This is a genomic window from Ruegeria sp. CDSA141 (assembly GCF_059612005.1).
Window position 1 is genome coordinate 1 of record NZ_JBXWPT010000009.1, and the last position, 19,079, is coordinate 19,079.

General features: G+C 58.6%; 21 protein-coding genes. 9 read left to right on the forward strand and 12 right to left on the reverse strand.

What is annotated here, in order from left to right; all coding sequences use genetic code 11:
• Positions 1-388: 388 nt before the first annotated feature.
• Positions 389-1,576: a Zn-dependent hydrolase gene (locus AC2FLP_RS13435; protein WP_496684138.1), complete on the reverse strand. Its 1,188-nt coding sequence runs from the start codon at positions 1,574-1,576 to the stop codon at positions 389-391.
• A gap of 136 nt (positions 1,577-1,712) precedes the next feature.
• Between AC2FLP_RS13435 and AC2FLP_RS13440 the strand changes: the two genes are divergently transcribed.
• The 5 genes from AC2FLP_RS13440 to AC2FLP_RS13460 are packed head-to-tail and all read left to right on the forward strand — an operon-like array spanning position 1,713 to position 5,483.
• A complete protein-coding gene (locus AC2FLP_RS13440; protein ID WP_496684141.1) occupies positions 1,713-2,363 on the forward strand; it encodes a histidine phosphatase family protein in 651 nt (216 codons plus the stop codon).
• An 18-nt stretch (positions 2,364-2,381) separates the two neighbouring features.
• Positions 2,382-2,996, forward strand: coding sequence for a glutathione S-transferase family protein (locus AC2FLP_RS13445; protein ID WP_496684144.1), 615 nt, complete (start codon positions 2,382-2,384; stop codon positions 2,994-2,996).
• A gap of 14 nt (positions 2,997-3,010) precedes the next feature.
• Entirely contained in the window at positions 3,011-4,057 is a 1,047-nt protein-coding gene (locus AC2FLP_RS13450) for a saccharopine dehydrogenase (RefSeq protein ID WP_496684147.1), read from the forward strand.
• 12 nt (positions 4,058-4,069) lie between these two features.
• Positions 4,070-4,318, forward strand: coding sequence for a SemiSWEET family sugar transporter (locus AC2FLP_RS13455; RefSeq protein WP_117871884.1), 249 nt, complete (start codon positions 4,070-4,072; stop codon positions 4,316-4,318).
• Between the two features lie 22 nt (positions 4,319-4,340).
• Positions 4,341-5,483 (forward strand): saccharopine dehydrogenase family protein, encoded by a 1,143-nt coding sequence (locus AC2FLP_RS13460; RefSeq protein ID WP_496684150.1) that lies wholly within the window; start codon positions 4,341-4,343, stop codon positions 5,481-5,483.
• 91 nt (positions 5,484-5,574) lie between these two features.
• Here AC2FLP_RS13460 and AC2FLP_RS13465 read toward each other — a convergent pair whose 3' ends face one another.
• The 5 genes from AC2FLP_RS13465 to AC2FLP_RS13485 all read right to left on the reverse strand — a co-directional run bounded on the left by AC2FLP_RS13465 (position 5,575) and on the right by AC2FLP_RS13485 (position 8,590).
• Positions 5,575-5,778, reverse strand: a complete 204-nt coding sequence (locus AC2FLP_RS13465; protein WP_117871880.1) for a DUF1127 domain-containing protein — start codon at positions 5,776-5,778, stop codon at positions 5,575-5,577.
• Positions 5,779-5,837: 59 nt separating this feature from the next.
• Complete coding sequence (locus tag AC2FLP_RS13470) at positions 5,838-6,065, reverse strand: YjiS-like domain-containing protein (protein WP_496684153.1); 228 nt, start codon at positions 6,063-6,065, stop codon at positions 5,838-5,840.
• Positions 6,066-6,191: 126 nt separating this feature from the next.
• Complete coding sequence (locus tag AC2FLP_RS13475; protein WP_299899451.1) at positions 6,192-7,259, reverse strand: hypothetical protein; 1,068 nt, start codon at positions 7,257-7,259, stop codon at positions 6,192-6,194.
• Between the two features lie 153 nt (positions 7,260-7,412).
• The gene (locus AC2FLP_RS13480) at positions 7,413-7,730 is read right to left on the reverse strand and encodes a DUF3775 domain-containing protein (protein ID WP_117871872.1); all 318 of its coding nucleotides are present in this window, start codon (positions 7,728-7,730) and stop codon (positions 7,413-7,415) included.
• 86 nt (positions 7,731-7,816) lie between these two features.
• Positions 7,817-8,590 (reverse strand): DUF1365 domain-containing protein, encoded by a 774-nt coding sequence (locus AC2FLP_RS13485; protein ID WP_496674691.1) that lies wholly within the window; start codon positions 8,588-8,590, stop codon positions 7,817-7,819.
• Positions 8,591-8,736: 146 nt separating this feature from the next.
• Here AC2FLP_RS13485 and AC2FLP_RS13490 point away from each other — a divergent pair, with 146 nt between their 5' ends.
• Genes AC2FLP_RS13490 through AC2FLP_RS13500 form a run of 3 tightly spaced genes read left to right on the forward strand, consistent with a single transcriptional unit; the run spans position 8,737 to position 10,505 of the window.
• Positions 8,737-9,393 (forward strand): sigma-70 family RNA polymerase sigma factor, encoded by a 657-nt coding sequence (locus AC2FLP_RS13490; protein ID WP_496684157.1) that lies wholly within the window; start codon positions 8,737-8,739, stop codon positions 9,391-9,393.
• A 10-nt stretch (positions 9,394-9,403) separates the two neighbouring features.
• Positions 9,404-10,054 carry a ChrR family anti-sigma-E factor gene (locus AC2FLP_RS13495; RefSeq protein ID WP_496684160.1) on the forward strand — a complete coding sequence of 217 codons (651 nt, stop codon included), beginning with the start codon at positions 9,404-9,406 and terminating at the stop codon, positions 10,052-10,054.
• 46 nt (positions 10,055-10,100) lie between these two features.
• On the forward strand, positions 10,101-10,505 hold the full coding sequence (locus AC2FLP_RS13500) for a hypothetical protein (RefSeq protein ID WP_496684162.1): 405 nt from the start codon (positions 10,101-10,103) through the stop codon (positions 10,503-10,505).
• Positions 10,506-10,508: 3 nt separating this feature from the next.
• Here the strand turns inward: AC2FLP_RS13500 and AC2FLP_RS13505 are convergent, their stop codons facing one another.
• The 6 genes from AC2FLP_RS13505 to AC2FLP_RS13530 form a co-directional block, all read right to left on the reverse strand.
• Positions 10,509-11,738, reverse strand: coding sequence for a DNA recombination protein RmuC (locus AC2FLP_RS13505; RefSeq protein WP_299639981.1), 1,230 nt, complete (start codon positions 11,736-11,738; stop codon positions 10,509-10,511).
• 57 nt (positions 11,739-11,795) lie between these two features.
• Complete coding sequence (gene mutL, locus AC2FLP_RS13510) at positions 11,796-13,661, reverse strand: DNA mismatch repair endonuclease MutL (protein WP_496684164.1); 1,866 nt, start codon at positions 13,659-13,661, stop codon at positions 11,796-11,798.
• A 262-nt stretch (positions 13,662-13,923) separates the two neighbouring features.
• Positions 13,924-14,853 (reverse strand): metal ABC transporter permease, encoded by a 930-nt coding sequence (locus AC2FLP_RS13515; protein ID WP_496684167.1) that lies wholly within the window; start codon positions 14,851-14,853, stop codon positions 13,924-13,926.
• Complete coding sequence (locus AC2FLP_RS13520) at positions 14,850-16,055, reverse strand: metal ABC transporter permease (RefSeq protein WP_496684169.1); 1,206 nt, start codon at positions 16,053-16,055, stop codon at positions 14,850-14,852. The genes AC2FLP_RS13515 and AC2FLP_RS13520 overlap by 4 nt, the downstream gene beginning before the upstream one ends.
• 3 nt (positions 16,056-16,058) lie before the next feature.
• A complete protein-coding gene (locus AC2FLP_RS13525; protein ID WP_496674680.1) occupies positions 16,059-16,862 on the reverse strand; it encodes a metal ABC transporter ATP-binding protein in 804 nt (267 codons plus the stop codon).
• Between the two features lie 3 nt (positions 16,863-16,865).
• Complete coding sequence (locus AC2FLP_RS13530; RefSeq protein ID WP_117871851.1) at positions 16,866-17,819, reverse strand: metal ABC transporter solute-binding protein, Zn/Mn family; 954 nt, start codon at positions 17,817-17,819, stop codon at positions 16,866-16,868.
• Between the two features lie 199 nt (positions 17,820-18,018).
• On the opposite strand from AC2FLP_RS13530, the gene deoC reads away from it, so the two are divergent.
• Complete coding sequence (gene deoC, locus AC2FLP_RS13535) at positions 18,019-19,017, forward strand: deoxyribose-phosphate aldolase (RefSeq protein WP_117872944.1); 999 nt, start codon at positions 18,019-18,021, stop codon at positions 19,015-19,017.
• The last annotated feature ends 62 nt before the right edge of the window (positions 19,018-19,079 follow it).

Genomic DNA, 19,079 nt, shown 5'->3' on the forward strand with positions numbered 1-19,079 from the left:
AAAGGATACTGAACAGGCATCTCCCACCCAGCAAAATCAACCATCTTACCGCCCAAAGCAACGTGCAACGAGTGAAGAGGCGTGCGTTTCGGTGACGTCATGATCCGGCCAACTTCCGATTATTTAAAGGTCAAAATGCATGACAGTCAGTCTGCCCCAAGCCGCATAGAATGCAATGATTCCACCCGGTTTTTAGTGAAACACCGATCCGAAGAAGAGGCGGTATACAGACGCATGCACCATGAATGTTCCTATAGGAAACTTTTTTCCGTTAGGCAACAGTCCTCGTTTTCACAGGGTAAAAATCCATTCATCTTGCCAAAAGCCAAGAAGAGGGACTTCTCCGCTGATGCAACATCTTCTTCGGCAGTATTTTGCAAAGTGACGCTCAAGTGGAGAGTGTCCGCACGGCATGATCCAGAACTTCGAGCCCCGCAATCAAATCGGCCTCTGCCGTATCTTCGGCAAAGTCATGGCTGATTCCGCCGATCGAGGGCACGAACACCATCGCGACCGGCATCAATCGAGAAACGTTGGTGGCATCGTGCAAGGCCCCTGACGGCATTGTGCGCCACCTGTTCGGAGCGACCCGCTCCGCACCGTTTTCGAGTGCGCGGCGCAAGGTTTGATCCATGGCGACGGGTTCCAGCCCCAGCATCGGGTCGTAGTCCAAATTCAGTCCCAGTTCCTCGGCCGTCTCATGAGCTGTCGCTCGAATGATCTCCTCCATCCGGGCCAAACGGTCTGCATCACCATCGCGCCATTGCATCGAGAATCGAACCCGTCCCGGCACGATGGACGATGCGTTTGGATGCAGGTCGACTCGCCCGATAGTCCAGACAGTCTGCGGGGTGACAACATTGCGAAACCGCTCATTGAGCCGGGTGTTGAACAGAGACAGGGCCTGAAAAGCGTCACGACGCAGGTGCATGGGGGTGGTGCCGGCGTGATTCTGCTGACCTTGAAAGGTGATCGACATATCGCGGATGCCAACGATATCGGTGACCACGCCAATCTGGCCTCCAGACGCGTCCAGCGAGGGGCCCTGTTCGATATGCATCTCTATGAAGCCAGTGAAACGGGACGGGTCCACGAAACCTTGCGCCAGGTCTGCCATGGATGATCGGGCCTGGCCAAAGCTGACACCGGCCCCATCCGTCAACACATCGGCTTTTTCCAGAGGTAACCCGCCCGACCAGACGGCCGAGCCAGTGGTCACACCAAACCGCCCCTCTTCGTCCTGAAAGCTGACAACCGAAACGGGCCGGTCGCTGGAACGTGCGATTTCCAGCGCGGCAATGACGCCCAGCGCACCGTCAAGCCAGCCGCCTTCAGGCTGACTGTCAGAATGTGATCCCAAAAGCAGCGAGGGGCCGGTCGCCAATCCGAACAGGTTGCCAACCGGGTCAAACTGCGGGGTCAGGTCTGCTTCGCGCATACGTCCGGCAAGCCACTGGCGCGCGGCGATATCCGCGTCCGAATAGGCGGGGCGGACAACCCCCTTGCCCACACCCGAGGTACCGAATTCACGCAACTTATGCAGGTCGGTCAGAAAACGCGTGTGATCTACGGTCATAAACCCCTCCGAAGACTTGTACGGGGCGAACAATAGCCAGAAACAGAAAAGGGGCGAGGTTTTTTTCAACGGACGTGAAACCCCTCTGGCACCGGAGGGGAACCTGCCCTAAGACTTCGGCGCAAGAGGGACCGACATGTCACATATCACATTGGTGCGTCACGGGCAGGCAAACACAACAGCACGGGACGAGGTAAGTTACGACAGGCTCAGCGACTTGGGGCATCAGCAGGCCCGCTGGCTGGGGGCGCATCTGCGTGATACCCGCAGCCATTATACCCGGGTCTATTGCGGCACCCTGAACCGCCACGCCGAGACAGCGGCCAGTATGGACTTGCCCAATCCAATCCGCGACGCACGACTGAACGAGATCGAGTATTTCACGCTGGCGCAATTGTTCGAGGACCAACACGGTGTCGCGATCCCCACGGACCGCGAAGGTTTTGTCGAACATCTGCCCAAAACGTTTGCGGCCTGGGCCAATGGCGAAATCGAGAACTCGCCGGAAACATTCGTAGAATTCGAGACGCGCGTGCGCGACGCGCTGCACGAGATCGGAACCGAGGGCGGATCGGCCATTGTCGTGACCTCAGGCGGGTTAATTTCGATGGTGGTGCGTCAGGCGATGGGGTTGGATATCCCGTCAATGGCACGGGTGGCCCTTGCCATCATGAACACGTCAATGCATCGTCTGCACCCGATTGGCGCTCAACTGAGCCCGGTTCTTTTCAATGCCGTACCGCATTTGGAAGCCCCTGACCGACAGTTCGCGCAGACCCACCTGTAACCAGACCGGAGACGCCTGATGCAGCTCTACTATGCACCCCGTACCATCTCGGTCGCTGTTGCGATTGCCCTGGAAGAGGCCGGACTGGAATACGAAGCAATCAAGCTCGACTTCGCCGGGGGCGAGCAGACGAAACCGGCCTACAAACAGATCAATCCCAAGGGCCGCGTTCCGGCGCTGGTCGTTGATGGAGGCATCCTGACCGAGACCGGGGCTTTGCTGGAGTTTGTTGCCGCCAAGGCCCCCGAAGCAGGGCTGGTGCCTCCCGATCCGGTGATGGCCGCGCGGATGCGCGAAGTGATGTTCTACCTTGCCTCGACCATGCATGTGAATCATGCGCACAAGTTGCGCGGGCACCGCTGGGCCGACAAGAAATCCAGCTGGAAGGACATGAAAGACAAGGTCGCGCAAACGATGACCGAATCCTGCACTTACATCTCGTTGAACGGGCTGCGTGGACCATTTGTGCTGGGCGAGGCGTTCTCGCTGGCCGATGCTTACCTGTTCGTGGTGTGCAGCTGGCTGGAAGGCGACGGAGCCGACGTTTCGGCCTTTTCCAAAATCGTCGCCTTCCGTGAGGCGATGGAGGCACGTCCCTCGGTTCAGGCGGTGCGTGCCGCCGGAATGCTCTGACAAAAGGAAGTAAGATGACACATCTCTGGGTCCGGGCAGAACAGCGCCCGAACGAAGAACGGGTTGGGCTGACACCGGAAGGTGCCGCCGCGCTGATCGCGGCTGGCATCCGCGTGACGGTCGAGGAAAGCCATGCCCGCGCCATCCCACTGGACGGCTACAAGGACGCTGGCTGCGAGATCGCGCCCGAGAATTCCTGGCCCGATGCCCCGCTGGACGCGATTATCTTCGGCCTCAAGGAACTGCCCGAAGACGGTACACCCCTGCCCCACCGCCACATCATGTTTGGCCACGCCTACAAGGGCCAGCATTCGGGCCGCAAGCTGCTGGAGCGGTTCAAGGCCGGTGGCGGCACGCTTTATGATCTGGAATACCTCGTGGATGAAGATGGTCGCCGGGTCGCGGCATTCGGGTATTGGGCCGGTTATGCGGGTGCTGCCGTTACGCTCAAGACCTGGGCGGCGCAGCAACGAGGCGGGATATGCCCGCCCGTTGGCGTGTACGCTGGCAAGGATGCGCTGAATGCGGAACTTCGGGATGAGCTTGACGCCACCGGTGCAACGCGCCCGCGCGCCATCGTCATCGGAGCTTTGGGCCGTGTGGGCACCGGTGCCGCAGACCTGTGTGAGGCGATGGGCGTCGCGGTCACCAAATGGGACATGGCCGAGACGGCCAGCAGTGGACCTTTCCCAGAAGTCCTTGACCATGATCTGTTCCTGAACTGCATTTTCGCGCGGCCCGGCACTCCGGTCTTTGTCCCGCGCGAGGCGCTGACAGCCCGCCGCAACCTGACAGCCATCGGCGACGTGGCCTGCGACCCGGACAGCGACTACAACCCGGTGCCCGTCTATGACCGCGCCACCACATGGGAAGCACCCGCCCTGCGCGTGGCCACCGACCCGGTGATGGACGTGATGGCAATCGACAACCTTCCGTCTATGCTGCCGGTTGAAACCTCGGAAGACTACGCGGCGCAGCTTCTGCCGTCCCTGCTGACCCTGACCGATCTGGAAAAGGGTGTCTGGGGTCGCGCGCGGGACGAGTTCAACAAACATGTTTAGGCGAGCACACGCATGGAACACCTGATCGGAGGGGCGGCGGCGGTTCTGGGTACCATCTGCTGGTTGCCGCAGACCCTGAAAACCTGGCGCAGCCGCGAGACCAAGGATTTGTCTCTGCCCGCAAACCTGTTGATTCTGACCACCCTGACTTTGTGGCTGATCTATGGGTTGATGATCTCGGCGTGGCCGCTGATCCTGGGCAATGTGATATCGATCCTTCTTGTCGGTGCGATTGTGACCGCGAAATTGAAGTTCGGCTGAACAGCCTCAGAGGAGTTTTCTAATGACCATTCATTGGTGTGGCACCGGCCTCTCGGCCATTCCCGGCCTGCGCCGCCTGATCGAAGGCGGCCATAAGGTCGCCGTCTGGAACCGGACCATCGAAAAGGCCAAGGTCGAGGTCGGAGACCTGACCGACGACATCCGCGCCTTCGACACCGACGCGCTCGGCGCTGTATTGGAGAAGGGCGATGTGATCGTCTCGATGCTGCCGGGCGACTGGCACGTGCCGCTGGCAGAACTGGCGATTTCGAAAGGAGCCAATTTCGTCTCGTCCTCGTATATCGCGCCCGAGATGCGCGCGCTGGATGACAAGGCGCGCGAGGCCGGTGTCGCACTGGTCAACGAGGTCGGTCTGGACCCGGGCATCGATCACCTGATGGCGCATGCGCTGATCGACGACTACCGCGGTTCTGATGCATTCGATCCGAAAAACCACCTGAGCTTCATCTCATATTGCGGTGGCATTCCCAAACATCCGAACCCGTTCCGATACAAGTTCAGCTGGTCGCCGCTGGGCGTGCTGAAAGCACTGCGGTCGCCGTCGAAGTCGATCCGCGATTACGCGCCGCTGGACGTAACCCGCCCGTGGGATGCAATCAGCAGCTACATTGCCCCGCTGCCAGCGCCGGAAAGCTTCGAAGTCTATCCGAACCGCGACTCGATCCCCTTCATGGCGCAATACCATTTCGAGGATCACTGGCCGGTCAAGGAATTCGTCCGCGGCACCCTGCGCTTGAACGGCTGGGCCGACGCGTGGTCGGATGTGTTCACCGAGATCGAAACCCTGTCTGGTCCCGAAGGAGATGCGCGTCTGAAAGAGATGTCGGACCAGTTCTGGGAGGAAAACGCCTATGACGAAGGCGAGCCTGATCGCGTTGTACTGTGCGTGGGATTGAAGGCCGAGAAAAACGGTGTCCCCGTCTGGCACAAGACCTATGTCATGGACGCCTGGGGAGATGAGCGTGGGACGGCGATGGCGCGCCTGGTGTCCATTCCGGTCTCACTTGCCGTCGAGGCCGTATTGAACCGCGCCATCCCGGCCGGAGTTCACGCGGCCCCCAGTGATCCCAAGCTGGTGCAGGGGTGGATGAGCGAAATCAACAGGCTGGCCCAGCATCTGCAAATCGTCGATCACACGGCCTGAATGCAAAAAAGCCATTCCAGACAGTCTGGAATGGCTTTCATTGTTCTTCTTTATGCATGTTGTACTCATTCGGGTTTCTCTCACCCGACCTTTAGATATACCGCTGGATAGTATCTTCGATATCACTGCGGTTGATTCCGAGCTCTGACAATTGATGATCGGTCATTGCATTCAGATGCTGCGCTGCGCGGACAATATCAGGGCTGATCGAACGGATTCGCATTGCACGATCGAACAGCAAAAGCGCGCTGGCAGCCGGAGCCGATTGATTGGTGGGCGGTATGACGTCGAACATACTGGTAACCTCGCTAACAGGATCACGGGAGTTGGTTTCAGGTCACGCTGAGTGCTTTATCACTGCCGGTAAGGCTTGTTGTTATAAACACTCTCATATGCGCATCGTTTGATCTGATCCCGCTGGACGCCGATATCGGCCAGTTGCAGGTCATCAAGCTTTTCCAGATCCCGCACGGTTTTCGAGAAAATCCGGCGGCGGAAATGCTCAACCTTTGCATCCGCATAGTTTGAAAACAGACCGTCAAGCAGGCCACCCCGGCCTGCGAACATTTGTGTATGTGACATGTCTTTCTCCTCCTGAACTTGATGTCATTGTCTTCCTGACATCAAATAAAGGAGGCATTCGTTAAGGACGCCATTCCAAAACATTAACGTGCGTTTAAAGATCCTGCGCTAGTGCCGGACCCGACTTTACCTGCTTTCGGTGGGCAAGACTGTCTGAATGGCAAAACGCGTCGCCGGATCGATGTTCCCAGCGGAAAGGAGAGCATCGAACCTGTGTTGCAAAGGAGAAAAGTCCCAATACCGAACCGCAATGGCGGTTTGCGCAGCCAGTGAAGTATCACGATCTAATACGCGGCCATAGATCTCCAATATTTTAGCACGATGTTCGGGCATCGACGTGCCCGCATCAGACAGGGCTCGGATCAGGCTGCTTTTTTCGTCAAATGACAAAGTCGCTTGAGTAAGAGCTGCCTCGATCCTGGCAAGGGCTTCTGAACTGTCCGCTTCAATTCCCGCGAGTGCCCACTCCTCCAGATGCACCCCACCGTTCTGTAGCCGCGCCTTGTATCGCGACCGAACAATAGAAACCGCAGTTGCGTCCGATTGTAACCCGAGTAGCCTGATCGATACCGGCGCATAGTTGAACCGCTGTAATGTCTGAACTTCCTGTAACAGCTGCTCCGTTGGTACAGCCAGTCCAGCGGCACGAACTAACTCGTATGGTGCACGACTGATCTCGACCATCGCCGTATCACGCAATATCCGGTCGGAATGTGTGAGAAAGCTGCCAAAGAAAGTCACTCGTTCGATGTCTTTCGTTTCACCCAGAATCCAGTTTTGCCCGTTGGTCTGAAGTGCGTCCAAAAACCGAGCCCGTTCCGGAGTAATCCGAAAAACCTTTTTCCAGCTCCGCGAAAACCCGCGACCGGCGGCATCGATGTCGTCGGTGCCGTATATCAGCAAAACGCGGGCCTCAGTATCCGATCGAAATGCCGCGCGTGTTGCGCTATCAATGAGAAAGGGAATATCTGGTAGCGACGAAAGCTTTCCCTGAGTTCCTTTGATAATGGTAACAGGCTGATACTTAAAAGCGTTATCAAACGCTGGCCGTGCCAGAATAACTACGTTCGCCGATAGTATGCGGTCAGCAAGCGTAAACTCCGGCAAAGTTAGACAGATGCTGCATGCCTCCACAGGTCGGACGCTCGTAGTCCCCAAAAAAATCGAGACAAAGAACCCGAAAAGCCGTGTCATACGTCGCAAGTTCCTGCCCCTAAATCCAAAACCCACCCTGTTCGTAGGTTGTAAACTAACTCAATTTGAGAGCATATGCCATTTCTTGAACGCCGGTGGCTTGGTCTAGGGGCGAACTATCGGTTTAGATTGCTTCATGACCTTGGGTCCCGTCTACATCAGATCATTTTCGACGTCCTCGGCCGATATCCCCAGCGCATCCAAACCATTCTCAAGATGATCGGACATGTGCGGAGTACCGATCAGGTAGTCGGCGCAGGGGGTTGAGGCCTCAGCCTTGGCAGTGGCAATCGCTTCGGCCAGATCTTCGGCGAAAAAACTCTCGCGGCCGATCCACATGATGGCAACCAGTTCGGCTTGCTCGTCTTCGCTCATACGTTCGATAAAGGCGCGCATTTCACCTTCTGCCCGGTTTAGCTCGCGCCCCATCATGGCTATCTGAGCGACCTTTCTTGCCGATATTTCCAACATGGATCATGTTCCTCGTGTTCGCGGTTGTCATGCCATCACAATCACCGAACACCACCCGAGTCTTTGATCTTACGCAAACAACGGCCCTAGTGCCGCGCCCGTGAAACCGGCTGGTCCGGTACCGGTTGCCTGCGAAACGGGCGAAAGGTTGCTTTTTTCAACCACAGCCTGAAAGCCTGCCAGACGATCAGTGCAAAGGTTCTCCGGGCGCCAAATGGTCGCCGCAGCAAGGACCACAGGATCACCCGGTTGGTCAGGGGCTGCCGCGGTCCGGTCAGCGTCGCGATCAGCCCACCACCAGCGCGGCCATAGTCGATCCAGACGCCGACCCGATCCGGGCGATAGTCAAAGCGGAACGTATAACTGCCTTCGATCTTCTGAAACGGTGAGACATGCATCAGCTTGTCCGCCACCACCCTGTCAGTCGGTTCGATGGCCGAGAAATCGGGTTTGTGACACAGGTAGCTATGGCGGGTGCCATAAGTATTGGTGACTTCGGCGACCACGGCATAAAGATGGTCACTGTCGTCAAAACAGAACCAAAAACTGACGGGATTGAAGACGTGCCCAAAAACGCGGGGTTGGGTCAGCAACTCGAAGCGCGCCGGTTGTTGTACCGACATCTCATCAAACCGCGCACGCAGCCAAAGCGCGCCTTCGCCCCGACCTGGCTCTCCTCCATGATCTCTGGTGCGCCAGTTCGTGACATTCGCGCGATCAACCGAAAACAGCAAGGGCGTGTTCTGTGCTGCTTCGGGATCCAGCAGAATGTAGTCGACCGAGTAACGAAACGCGTTTTCGATCGCGCCCTTGCGCCCGTGGTAGGTGTGGCCCGCGATAAGGTCTATTTCCTGCGTCATCCGTTGCTTTCCGGCCTTCTCGTAAACACCTTTAACTGCACTGAATTTCTTCAGATGCCGATAACCTTGATACGGAAATTTGCACAAATTGGATCATAATGTCCCTATAAAGTGATCCGGCTTGGGTAACGCGCCGTATTGAGGTTATGTTTACCGAGATCGATACCGTGACCTTGGACGAACCTGCGGCTCAACCGGCCGCCCTTCAGCCTCGGCGCGAAAAGAAACGCATCAAGGGTGGACGGGTGAACGGAACCAACGGCAGGCGCGAGACCAGAACCGAATGGGTGGATCACGTCAGGCGCATCCGCGACGAGCAGGATCAGGCGGCATTTGCCGAGCTGTTCCAGCATTTCGCGCCGCGCATCAAGGCGTTCCTGATGAAGTCAGGGTCAGACGCCGCGATGGCGGAAGAGTGCGCCCAAGAGGTGATGGCGACCTTATGGCGCAAGTCCCATCTGTTTGACCCAACGCGGGCAACGGTGGCCACCTGGGTGTTCACCATCGCTCGGAACAAGCGCATTGACGTTCTGCGCAAGCAACGCCGTCCCGAACCCGAAGATCTGTGGTGGGGTCCCGAGGCCGAGCCTGAGCAGGACGATGTCATCGCGCTGCAACAGGAAACCGCGCAGCTGCGCACCGCTTTGAAGGCGTTGCCGGACGCGCAGAGAGAACTGATCGAAAAGGCGTATTTCGGTGATCTGAGCCATCGGGAAATCGCGTCACAGACCGGCTTGCCGCTGGGAACGATCAAATCACGAATTAGGCTGGCGCTGGACCGCTTGCGCCATGCGATGAACTGAGATGGGTAACATGAGTAAGTCGATCAAACATCACCTGACAGATGACCTGTTGATGGCATATGCCGCAGGAAGTCTGCCCGAAGCCTTCGACCTGATGGTCGCGACGCATCTGTCTCTGTGCGACCATTGCCGTGCGCGGGCCGGGAGTTATGACGCCGTAGGTGGGCATGTTCTGGAGGAACAGACAGAATCAATCGCCATGAGTGATACATCTCTGGCCGCGACAATGGCATTAATCGCCAAAGGCCCACCAGCGGCGAAACCTGTGCGTCCGAATTGCCCAGTGTTGCCGGCGCCCTTGCAGGACTATGTGGGCGGGACTGTCTCTGATATCCGCTGGAGACCCGTCGGCATGGGCGTAAAGCAAGTCATCCTGCCGACAACAAAGGATGCGACGGCCCGCTTGCTGCTCATTCCAGCCGGTGCTGCCGTTCCTGATCACGGGCATCATGGAATGGAACTGACGATGGTGCTTCAGGGCGCTTTCTCAGACGAAGTGGATCACTTCGCCCGTGGCGACGTCGAGATCGCAGACGAGGATTTGGAACACACACCTTTGGCGGACATTTCGGAAGATTGCATTTGTCTGGCGGTTACGGATGCACCGTTGAAGTTCAACAAGCTGATGCCGCGCCTGTTCCAGCCCTTTCTGCGCATCTGAATTTGCCTGCGATCCCCGCGCAAGGCGTGTTTTGAAAGGAATGATCATGTTCGGAAGACTTCTTGTATCCGTCCTTCTCGTTGCAGTCGCGCCCGTCGTCTCGGCCCAAATGTCGGCCGAGGTTCAGTTTCAGCCCGGCAATTATGGAACCATGGTCAGTGGGACCATCTCAGGAGATGAGTACTTCGACTATACGCTTGGCGCCAAAACCGGGCAGGAGATGTTTGCCGATCTTCAGGTCAGCGATACCAATGGTAACGGCGTGATCTATTTCAACATCCTGCCGCCAGGCAGCGACGGTGTCGCGATCTATAACGGATCGATCGACGGCAACACCGCCCGGATCAATCTGCCCGAAGATGGAGACTATATGATCCGCGTCTATCTGATGGGTAATGACAGGGACACCGGTAAAACCGTAGGGTACAATCTGGACCTGTCCATCCAATAGATTTCAACCTTCGTGTCTCGCAAGGGGCACAACGTCAGTTTCGGCCTTCGTCTCGATTTCTTCAAAATCGAAATTGTCCAGACGCTGCGCACGGCGGCCTGCCTTTTCGGCGCTGATCTTGATCTCTGAGATATCCTTGGCCGCCTGCCCGAAATGACGATCCAGGTTCGAGACGCGATCACCCAGGCGGTCCACATCCTTATGCAGCAGCCCCAACTCTTTGCGTATTGCACCGGCCTGTTCGCGCATACGCGCATCTTTCAGGATCGCCCGCATGGTATTCAGCGTGGCCATGCACGTGGTCGGGGACACGATCCAGACCCGCGCGGCGAACCCCTCGCGTACAACGTCGGGAAGACGGGCGTGCAGCTCGGCATAAATCGCTTCGGACGGCACGAACATCAAAGCACCGTCCGCGGTTTCCCCATCCAGGATGTACTTCTCGGAAATCGCATTGATATGCACTTTCACCGCTGCGCCGAAGGCCCGAAGGCATCTATCGACATCCGCCTTCGTCTGCGCAGCGGCCAGCGCCTCGAAATCCTCCAAAGGGAATTTTGCGTCGATCACGATCGGTCCCGGCGGGTTCGGCAGGTGAATCAGGCAATCCGCCCGCCTGCCGTTCGACAATGTGGCCTGCAGCGAATAACTGTCAGCGGGCAGCGCCTTGGACACGATATCGTTCAGCTGGATTTCCCCGAACATCCCGCGCCTCTGTTTGTTCGACAGGATATCCTGCAAAGACAGCACATCGCCCGACAGTTTGGTTATATTGTCCTGCGCCTTGTCGATGGCGGCCAGACGTTCCTGCAATTGGGTCAGCGAGGTCGCCGTCTGTTTCGACGAGCCATGCAACGTCTCTTTCATCCGTTCCTGCATCTCGGCCAGCGCACGCGCCGATTTCATTGCATTATCCGCCAGCCGGTCATTCATCTGTTGCTGGACCGAAGCCAAACGCGCCTCGACCGTCTGAATCACCTGCATCTGCGCGTTGGCCTGAGTGTCCGAGACATGCTGAAGGCCGCCGCGCAACTGTTCCTGTCCCTGGCCCAGTTGCTGGACGTGCTGACCCAGATGCGCCATCTGCCGCGCCAGAGGTTCCGCCATCCGGGCCGAGCGGTTGGCCGCCCGCAACGACAGGAACAGCAGCAGCAGAATCAACGCTACCACGCCACCCACGGTCAGTATCACGGGATCATTCAACGCCATCTCAGTGCCTGCAATCTGGATCATGGGGTTCAGGTTGTTCTCGTTTTGTTTCTATCTTGTTAAGCCATGTTTGAAACCAGATCAACTGCGCCCGAACAGGCGTTCGATATCGCTGAGTTTAAGTTCCACATAGGTTGGTCGCCCATGGTTGCACTGGCCGGAATGCGGCGTCGCCTCCATCTCGCGCAGCAGGGCATTCATTTCTTCGGCCCGCATCCGACGACCGGATCGGATCGACCCATGGCAGGCCACACGGCTGAGGATCGCCTCGATCCTTGACTGCACCATCTGACTTTCACCCTGATCCGCGAGTTCATCCAGGATATCGAGGATCATCGCCCTCGCATCGACTTCGCCCAGAATGGCAGGGGTTTCGCGTACGGCAATGGCGCTTCCACCGAAGGGTTCGATGGTTAAGCCAAAGCGCGTCAAATCATCTGCGACGGCCATCAGGCGGGCGCAATCCCCTTCGGACAATTCCACGATTTCCGGAATCAGCAGGGCCTGCGCCGCGACGCCATTCTCGGCCATCTGCGTTTTCAGCTTTTCATAAACCAGCCGTTCATGTGCAGCATGTTGATCAACGATCACCATGCCATCGGCGGTCTGAGCAATGATGTAATTCTCATGCACCTGTCCGCGGGCTGCACCAAGCGGCAGATCCTGCGCCTGAGGTTGCTCCTGAATCTCGGCGACCTGTGCAATCGGAGTCGGCTCGACAATGCTGCCACTGTAGTCGTTGGCCAGTTCGGCAAATCCCGGAGCCTGCGGACGAAACGCCTCCGTGCGCGCGGCAGGCGACGGGCGATCCATCTGATAAACCCGCGCAGGTGCCGGCTGTGCCGGTTCCGGCCGCATTGCGCCCAGCGTCGCATTCGCGACGGTCGAGGATGCCCTGTGCCCGGCTTCCGCCAAAGCATGGCGCAGGCTGGAAACGATCAGTCCCCGCGCAATACCGGGATCTCGGAACCGGACCTCGGATTTGGCAGGGTGGACGTTCACGTCAACCAGCGTGGGGTCGCAGTCGATGAACAAAGCCGCAGCCGGGTGGCGGTCGCGGCTCAGGAAATCGAAATAAGCCGCCCGCAGCGCGCCGGTCAGCATCTTGTCGCGCACGGGGCGTCCGTTGACGAAAAGGTACTGTGCCACGGCTGCGCCCCGCGAATAGGTCGGCAGGGCGGCGTAGCCGTAAAGACGGATGCCTTCACGTGTGGCATCAATCTGCAAGGAGTTTTCTGCAAATTCGCGCCCGATCACGCGGGCCAGTCGGGCGTGGAGCGCATCAAACAGGTCTCCGTTCTCGCGATCTGCGCGAAAAGTCACGCGACCCTCTCCGCCACCGGACACATCTCGCAAGGTAAATGTCACGGAAGGTTCGGCCATGGCCAGCCGTTTCACTATGTCGGTGATTGCCTGCCCCTCGGCCCGGTCGGTGCGCATGAATTTCAGGCGGGCCGGTGTGGCGTAGAACAGATCGCGCAGTTCGACCACAGTCCCCGTGCGCAGTGCGGCGGGTTTGACCGCATCCATTTTGCCACCCGCGACGTGCACCTGCGCCGCATCCGCGCCGGGAACGCGGCTGGTTATGGTCAGACGCCCGACGGCCCCCAAGGACGGCAGAGCCTCGCCCCGAAAGCCGAAAGTGTGGATGTTCAGCAGGTCCGACCCGTCAATCTTTGACGTGGCATGGCGGGACAAGGCCAGCGGAAGATCTTCCGCCGAGATACCGCACCCATCATCCGTGACACGGATCAGGGTCTTGCCACCATCGGCAACATCGATGGCAATCCGGGTGGCCCCTGCATCGATTGCGTTCTCGACCAGTTCCTTGACCGCCGAGGCCGGTCGTTCCACCACCTCACCAGCCGCGATGCGGTTGATTGCGGCATCATCGAGCTGCTTAATCACGGGGCGTTTTTCGCCGATATTGGGGTTTGCTTGGGGCATACCCCTAGACCTAGCATAATCGCGCACGATTCTGCCACCGGTTTGAACAGTACGTTTTGAAGGGAGGGGGCGCCCGGGTGTCCGCGAACGAGTCCTCATTCCGGATCACCCGGACGTGCCAAGTGAGTGGTGTGTTTCAGCTAATTAATGGGGCAGGATGTATCATGCACGTGTTGGAAAATCTGCTTAAGATTTTCCCGCTCAGTTTCTGGGCAGAGTTTGGCCGATGGCGTATGGGCAAGTGTGGCGGGAAAATGCCCGATCAGACAGACATGTGAGCGCCGATCCGAGCCCGGCAGGGGCCGAACATCGCTGCCAAAGCGAGAATCAGGCCTGACATCGTGGCGATCATACCCGACGCGCTGACGGCATCCGCACCACCCAGCCACAGCGGGCCATAGCCTGCAAATACATAGCCCGACACCGCCGCGGCAATGGCGAACACAACGCTCCAGGCAATCTGCGCTTCCAGCCGGTTGGTCAACATCCGTGCCGCGGCGGGCGGGCAGATGAACATGGCGATCACGATGATCGAGCCCACCGCGTCAAAAGCCGCCACCGCCGCAATTGCCGCGGTGATAACCAGTGCCATGCCCAGAACGCCGGTGCGAATGCCAATGGTCCGAGCAAAGCCTTCATCGAAGGTAGAGATCTTCAGCGGCCGCCAGAAAAGCCATGTGAACAAAGATACACCGACCAGTGTCAGCGCAATGCGGGGTAATTCCGGGGGCAACCCGGACAGCGCCTCTGTGTCCAGCAAGGACGACCATCCGGTGGCGTCCAGCCAGATCAGGCTTTCGAGATTGCCGTAAAGCGCATGTTCCACATCCAGATGCACCGTCGACGTATCCGTCTGCTCAAGCAACAGGACGCCCGCGGCGAACATGGTGGTAAAGACCACGCCCATGGCGGCCCCGGGTTCGATCTGACCCAATCGGCGAATGGCTTCGATCAGCACCACGGCCACAACGGCAGCGCCTGCCGCGCCCAGCATCATCGGCCAGGTCGATATCGTCCCTGTGATCAGAAACGCCACAACAATTCCCGGCAGCACCACATGGCTGATCGCGTCTCCGATCAATGCCTGTTTGCGCAACACCAGAAAATTGCCAGGTAATGCGCAGGCAATGGCCGCGAATGTACCGATCAACAACGGCGTCAGAGACAGGGGGACGAATTCTTCACCACTCATACCGGCACCCCCATTGGCCCGCCGATGCGGTGGTCTATCTCGGCGATCTGATCGCGGGTCAGGACGGTTTCGATGTCCCGTAACCCATCATAAAGCGCGGCTGTCGCCTCATGCGCCTGATCTGCGCGCACGATTTCCCAACGCTTTTCGTCCCGCAACGCCTTGGCCGCGCGGGCTTTGCCGATGTCGGTCGCAACGCCGTCCGCGCGCACCAGCCCAGCGCGGCGCAGCAAGCGCAGGGTCAGGGGCTCGTAAATCTTTTGCCCTTGCGCCAAGGCCAAAAGACCCTGACGAATATGCACCCGACGCTGGAAGCGCAGATGACGTAACACCGCAGCCAAAACGCCACGTATCGGTGCAAAAAACAAAGACACGACAAAGAAGGCAAAGCTGACCAGAACGATGATCGGCCCTGTCGGCAGGTTTGGCGCCGAGGCCGAAATGGCCGCGCCAATGTAACCGGCCAGCCCGCCAGCAACTCCGGCAAGAAGAACAACATGGTCCGAGCGTTCGGACCAGAACCGCGCGGTCACGGCGGGAATGATCAGCAAAGCCACGATCAGAATCAAACCCACGATTTTAAGGCCAACCACTGTGACAGCCATGACCAAACCCATCATGGCCAGATCAATTCTGTGCACCGGCAACCCGCGGGCCGCAGCAAACTCGGGATCGAAGGCGACAAGAATCATTGGGCGACGAATGATCATGACCATCAGCAGCGTCGCCGCCCCCCCGATTGCAATGATCATTGCATCAGCCCAGAGCATCCCGGCAGTGGACCCTAGCAGAAAGCCTTCCAATCCGGCCTGACGGCCTACGCCCATCGTCTGTATGACAGTCAGCAACACGATGCCAAAGCCGAAGAAAACCGACAGGACCGCTCCTATGGCGGCGTCCTCGGCCAAACGCGTGTGACGCGTCAGCCAGTTCATGCAGAGAAGGCCGATCCAGGCCGAGATGGCCGATCCTGCCAACAGGCCCAGCAGGTTGCGCCCGTCCCCTCCCAGCGCGACCAACACCATGAAAGCCAGACAGACGCCTGGCAGGGTCGCGTGGCTGATTGCATCACTGACCAAAGCGCGCTTGCGCAAGAACAGAAACGTCCCCGTCACACCAGCTGAAACACCCAGCAAGGTTGCACCGATGGCAACCAGCGTGGCGTTGTAACCAAGTTGAAGAGTCAGAGCATCCCAAAGCATGCGTTACCCCAGCGCGCGCGATATCTGATCGATCTGCGCGGTTGCCAGTCGACCGCCATATGCTGATTGCAATGTTTCCGCCGTGAAGGCCTCGGCCACCGGTCCCTCGGCCACCTTACGTGTATTGATCAGGAAGACGTGGTCGAAATAGTCGGTCACGGTCGCCAGGTCGTGATGCACCACGACAACCGTCTTGCCCGACTCTTTCAGGGATTTCAGCACCGAGATAATAGCTTTCTCGGTGGCCGCATCCACGCCTGCGAAAGGTTCGTCCAGAAGGTACAGATCAGCGCCTTGCGCCAGCGCGCGCGCCAGAAACACGCGTTGTTGCTGCCCGCCGGACAACTGCCCGATCTGGCGATCCGCGAAATCCCGCATTCCAACACGGTGCAAACAATCCATCGCGCACGCCTTGTGGCGGGCACGCACACGGCCCAGCAAGCCAAGTTCGCGCGACAGGCCCATCAGAACCACGTCGATGACGCGCGTTGGAAAATCCCAATCCACGCTGGCGCGCTGAGGTACATAGGCAATGCGTGCGCGCTGCGTGTCCAATGGCTGGCCAAACACGGTCACCTGACCTGACAGGGGGGAAACGATGCCAAGCGCCGCCTTGAGCAATGTGGACTTCCCGGCTCCGTTCGGTCCGATGATCGCGGTCATCGCCCCGGGCCGTACGGTCATGTCGACTGAAAACACCGCAGGTTTCTGCCCGTACGAGACCGTCAGGCCGCGCAGGGCAAGGGGGCTGTCGACCAACCCGTTGTCGTCAACGGTCATACCTTCGTCGCTAATCAGATCCAGCATCGATCAAAACCCCGCCGACAGTTTTCCGTCCATTCCACGATCCGGCACATCACCACCCAAAGCACTGGCAATGACCGTAATGTTGTGATCCAGCATTCCAACATAAGTGCCTTCATAGGTTCCTTCTTCACCCATGGCGTCCGAGAACAGTTCGCCCCCCACGTGCACCTCATGTCCCTTGGCAGCCGCGCCCTCGATCAGCGCGCGGATTGAACGATCCGAGACCGAGCTTTCGACGAAAACAGCCGTGATCTTCCGGTCAACCAGCAGATCGACCAGTTCACCAATCCGGTTCAGGCCAGCCTCGGACTGGGTTGAGATGCCCTGAATTCCCAGAACCTCGAACCCGAAGCTTTCACCGAAATACCCAAAGGCATCATGGGCGGTGACAAGAACCTTGTTGTTGTCCGGAACAGACGCCAGAGCTTTGTCCGCATAGGCTGTCAGACGATCGATATCTGCCAGGTGTGCCTGCGCGTTCGCCGCAAAAACCTCGGCCGCTTCAGGACGTACCTCGGTGAGGGCTGCTTGCACTTCAAGCACTACGTCCCGCCACAACTCGGGCGTCATCCAAACATGCGGATCATATTTGTCCGCATAATCGTCATGCGCGCGCAGCTTCGACTTATCCATTCCTTCGGCAACTGCAACCACGGTTCGCTTGCGATCAAGGTCATGGAAGAAATCTTCCATCTGTGCTTCGAGGTACAGGCCATGCCACAGGATCAGATCCGCACGCGTCATCGCCACGATATCGCTGCGGGTCTGGCGATAGGCATGCGGGTCGACGCCGGGACCCATCAATCCCCTGACGTCAACCTGATCACCGCCGACCTGACGTGCCGCGTCGGCAATCATGCCCGTCGTGGCCACCACCTTGAGGGGTGCATCGGCCCAGGCTGTGACTGGCAGGGATACGGCCAGCGCCAATACTGCAAGAAAATTCCGGCGAATCATCTTCGACCTCAGCTTTTGCTTCCTGTTGAACTGAATATGAGAACCATTCGCAAGTAAGTCAACGCTAATGCGAGTTATTCGCAAGAAAGTCGTTATTTTTGTCCATTTGGTCAAAATTTTTCCAATCATTGCCCGTCTACATCTTCCATTCCCCGGTCTCCCGTGCGATTTTGTCGCAAACCTCCCAAAGGACGTGACAATGGATACGCAGAGCTCAGAAAGCCCCGTGCGCACCGCGCATCTGCCGCAAGTGACCGAATCCCGGAACCCTGGCATGGATCTGGATCTGGACTGGGTGCGCGCCGTTCAGGCCAATACCTCGGCTATCGAGCGCCGCGCCGCGACCCTGCCGGGCCGCCGGTCGGTCAAAAAGGAATATCAGGCAGCCTGGCTGCTGAAGGCGATCACGATGATCGACCTGACCACCTTGTCAGGCGATGATACCGTGGGTCGCGTGCGCCGCCTGTGTGCCAAGGCACGGCAACCTGTTGCCCCTTCAGTGCTGCAAGCGCTGGATATGCCACCGATCACCACCGGGGCGGTCTGTGTCTATCACGACATGATCGAACCCGCCGTGGATGCCCTGGCAGGCACCGGAATTCCTGTCGCAGCCGTTTCGACCGGCTTTCCGGCGGGCCTGTCCCCCTTCCACCTGCGCGTGGCCGAGATTGAAGAGAGCGTGAAAGCCGGGGCCGAGGAAATCGATATCGTGATCTCGCGCCGGCATGTGCTGTCGGGCGACTGGCAGGCGTTGTACGATGAGATGAAGGCCTTCCGTGTGGCCTGCGGTGATGCGCATGTCAAAGCCATCCTAGCCACCGGCGAACTGGGCAGCCTGCGTAATGTCGCGCGCGCCTCGCTGGTCTGCATGATGGCGGGGGCGGATTTCATCAAGACTTCGACCGGCAAGGAAAGCGTCAACGCCACCCTGCCGGTGTCGCTGGTGATGATCCGGGCGATCCGTGACTATTACGACCGCACCGGCTATCGCGTAGGCTACAAGCCTGCGGGCGGGATTTCCAAGGCCAAGGACGCGCTGGTCTACCTGTCGCTGATCAAGGACGAGCTTGGCGACCGCTGGCTGCAACCCGACCTGTTCCGCTTTGGCGCCTCGTCGCTGTTGGGCGATATCGAGCGGCAGTTGGAACACTATGTGACAGGCGCTTACTCCGCCGGTTACCGTCACTCCATGGGGTGAGGCGCGCCCGGAACTCGTTCCGGTGGAACGATTTCAGCGCTGAACGGGCGAAGCCCCGGAAA

What these genes read in the sequence shown, in the direction of transcription:
- AC2FLP_RS13445 (WP_496684144.1), top strand. Translation starts at nt 2,382, where the DNA reads ATGCAGCTCTACTATGCACCCCGTACCATCTCGGTCGCTGTTGCGATT.
- AC2FLP_RS13520 (WP_496684169.1), bottom strand. Translation starts at nt 16,055, where the DNA reads ATGCTTTGGGATGCTCTGACTCTTCAACTTGGTTACAACGCCACGCTG.
- AC2FLP_RS13505 (WP_299639981.1), bottom strand. Translation starts at nt 11,738, where the DNA reads ATGATCCAGATTGCAGGCACTGAGATGGCGTTGAATGATCCCGTGATA.
- AC2FLP_RS13435 (WP_496684138.1), bottom strand. Translation starts at nt 1,576, where the DNA reads ATGACCGTAGATCACACGCGTTTTCTGACCGACCTGCATAAGTTGCGT.
- deoC (WP_117872944.1), top strand. Translation starts at nt 18,019, where the DNA reads ATGGATACGCAGAGCTCAGAAAGCCCCGTGCGCACCGCGCATCTGCCG.
- AC2FLP_RS13455 (WP_117871884.1), top strand. Translation starts at nt 4,070, where the DNA reads ATGGAACACCTGATCGGAGGGGCGGCGGCGGTTCTGGGTACCATCTGC.
- AC2FLP_RS13490 (WP_496684157.1), top strand. Translation starts at nt 8,737, where the DNA reads ATGTTTACCGAGATCGATACCGTGACCTTGGACGAACCTGCGGCTCAA.
- AC2FLP_RS13530 (WP_117871851.1), bottom strand. Translation starts at nt 17,819, where the DNA reads ATGATTCGCCGGAATTTTCTTGCAGTATTGGCGCTGGCCGTATCCCTG.
- AC2FLP_RS13450 (WP_496684147.1), top strand. Translation starts at nt 3,011, where the DNA reads ATGACACATCTCTGGGTCCGGGCAGAACAGCGCCCGAACGAAGAACGG.
- AC2FLP_RS13470 (WP_496684153.1), bottom strand. Translation starts at nt 6,065, where the DNA reads ATGTCACATACACAAATGTTCGCAGGCCGGGGTGGCCTGCTTGACGGT.
- AC2FLP_RS13525 (WP_496674680.1), bottom strand. Translation starts at nt 16,862, where the DNA reads ATGCTGGATCTGATTAGCGACGAAGGTATGACCGTTGACGACAACGGG.
- AC2FLP_RS13480 (WP_117871872.1), bottom strand. Translation starts at nt 7,730, where the DNA reads ATGTTGGAAATATCGGCAAGAAAGGTCGCTCAGATAGCCATGATGGGG.
- AC2FLP_RS13475 (WP_299899451.1), bottom strand. Translation starts at nt 7,259, where the DNA reads ATGACACGGCTTTTCGGGTTCTTTGTCTCGATTTTTTTGGGGACTACG.
- AC2FLP_RS13465 (WP_117871880.1), bottom strand. Translation starts at nt 5,778, where the DNA reads ATGTTCGACGTCATACCGCCCACCAATCAATCGGCTCCGGCTGCCAGC.
- AC2FLP_RS13495 (WP_496684160.1), top strand. Translation starts at nt 9,404, where the DNA reads ATGAGTAAGTCGATCAAACATCACCTGACAGATGACCTGTTGATGGCA.
- AC2FLP_RS13515 (WP_496684167.1), bottom strand. Translation starts at nt 14,853, where the DNA reads ATGAGTGGTGAAGAATTCGTCCCCCTGTCTCTGACGCCGTTGTTGATC.
- AC2FLP_RS13485 (WP_496674691.1), bottom strand. Translation starts at nt 8,590, where the DNA reads ATGACGCAGGAAATAGACCTTATCGCGGGCCACACCTACCACGGGCGC.
- AC2FLP_RS13500 (WP_496684162.1), top strand. Translation starts at nt 10,101, where the DNA reads ATGTTCGGAAGACTTCTTGTATCCGTCCTTCTCGTTGCAGTCGCGCCC.
- AC2FLP_RS13440 (WP_496684141.1), top strand. Translation starts at nt 1,713, where the DNA reads ATGTCACATATCACATTGGTGCGTCACGGGCAGGCAAACACAACAGCA.
- mutL (WP_496684164.1), bottom strand. Translation starts at nt 13,661, where the DNA reads ATGCCCCAAGCAAACCCCAATATCGGCGAAAAACGCCCCGTGATTAAG.
- AC2FLP_RS13460 (WP_496684150.1), top strand. Translation starts at nt 4,341, where the DNA reads ATGACCATTCATTGGTGTGGCACCGGCCTCTCGGCCATTCCCGGCCTG.